We start from the raw sequence: 1,388 nt of genomic DNA on the forward strand, positions 1-1,388 counted from the left end.
GCCTGCCGCGCCCGGCGCACCCCGCCGGGCCGCGGAGACCGGCGCCCGGGGCGCCGATCCGGCCGCCCCGGAGCCCAGCCACCCGCTCACCACCACCGACGCGGACTGGCAGGGTGTCGCGGACGCGCTGGGACGCACCGGCCGGGTGATGTCGGGCACCGTGTACCGGGTCGGCTTCCCCCGCCGGGACCTCCACGTCGTCTCGCAGGGCATCACCATCCAGCCGGGCCTCGCGCTCAGCTCGTACGCCGCCTTCACCCGGTACGACGACCAGCAGACCGTGGTGCGCGGCGACCTCGTCGTCATCGAGGCCGAACTCCAGCGGGCCACCGACACCCTGCACGCCCACGGCTTCGAGCAGACCGCGATCCACAAGCACCTGCTCGCCCACGAACCCGACGTGTGGTGGACCCACTTCCACGCGGCGGGCCCCGACGCCGTCGAACTGGCGCGGGGCCTGAAGGCGGCCCTCGACTCCACCGCCACGCCGCCGGCCGTGGCGGCGCCGGCCACGCCGCCGCCGCTCGACCTGGAGACCGCCGCCATGGATGCCGCACTGGGCACCACCGGCACCAATGACGGCGGGATCTACAAGTACAGCTTCGCCCGTCGCGAGACCGTCACCGACGAGCACCGCATCCTGCCGTCGGCGACCGGCGTGACCACCGTGCTCGCCTTCCAGCCTCTCGGCGGCGGGCGGGCCGCCGTCAACGGGGACTTCGTGATGACCGCCCACGAGGTCCAGCACGTGCTCACCGCCCTGCGCGCCGGCGGCCTCTCCGTCATCGAGCTGCACAACCACGGGCTGATGGACGAACCCCGCCTCTTCTACACCCACTTCTGGGGGGTCGACGACGCGGTCGTCCTCGCGCGGGCCCTGCGCACCGCCGTGGACGCCACGGACACCGCCCCGCCGGACTGACCGGCGGGGCGGGAGAGCGGCAGGTCGGGGCAGCGTGCTCAGCGCGGGCGCGCGGCGGGCGCGTCCAGCTGGTCGGCGGACCGGGCCAGGCTCTCCGCCGCCGTCGCGCAGCGGTCGGCCAGGTCCTCGACCCGCCACCGGAAGGCCTCGGCCTGCGGCCCCTTCCAGTCGAGGGCGAGGGCCCCGGCCCGCAGCCGCCGGGCGTGCTCGCGCAGGGCGTCCGAGTGGGCGCGCAGCCCGTCGGCGGGCGCGGACCGGGGCCGGATCTCGGCCCGGGGGGCGGGGATCCGGCTCACAGGGTCCTCCAGGGGGCGAAGGCGTTGGTGACGCCGTCCAGGGCCGGGGCGAGTTCGGGATGGTGCCGGAGCAGGACGGTGACCATGGTGTTGCGGTCGACCCATTCGAGGCCTTCGGCGGTGTAGATCTCGGGCCGGTAGTCGGTGGTGAAGAAGCGGTCGCTCTTGAG

General features: G+C 75.3%; 2 protein-coding genes. One reads left to right on the top strand and one right to left on the bottom strand.

Translation table 11 applies throughout. The annotated features are described in order from the left end of the window. A partial coding sequence (locus AB0F11_RS38205; protein ID WP_362184485.1) for a DUF1259 domain-containing protein occupies positions 1 to 922 on the top strand: 922 nt, incomplete at its 5' end. A 38-nt stretch (positions 923 to 960) separates the two neighbouring features. Here AB0F11_RS38205 and AB0F11_RS38210 read toward each other — a convergent pair. Further along, on the bottom strand, positions 961 to 1,218 hold the full coding sequence (locus tag AB0F11_RS38210; RefSeq protein WP_362184487.1) for a hypothetical protein: 258 nt from the start codon (positions 1,216 to 1,218) through the stop codon (positions 961 to 963). Positions 1,219 to 1,388 lie beyond the last annotated feature (170 nt).

This window comes from Streptomyces sp. NPDC032472 (assembly GCF_040636955.1).
In the GTDB taxonomy this organism is placed as follows: Bacteria; Actinomycetota; Actinomycetes; order Streptomycetales; family Streptomycetaceae; genus Streptomyces.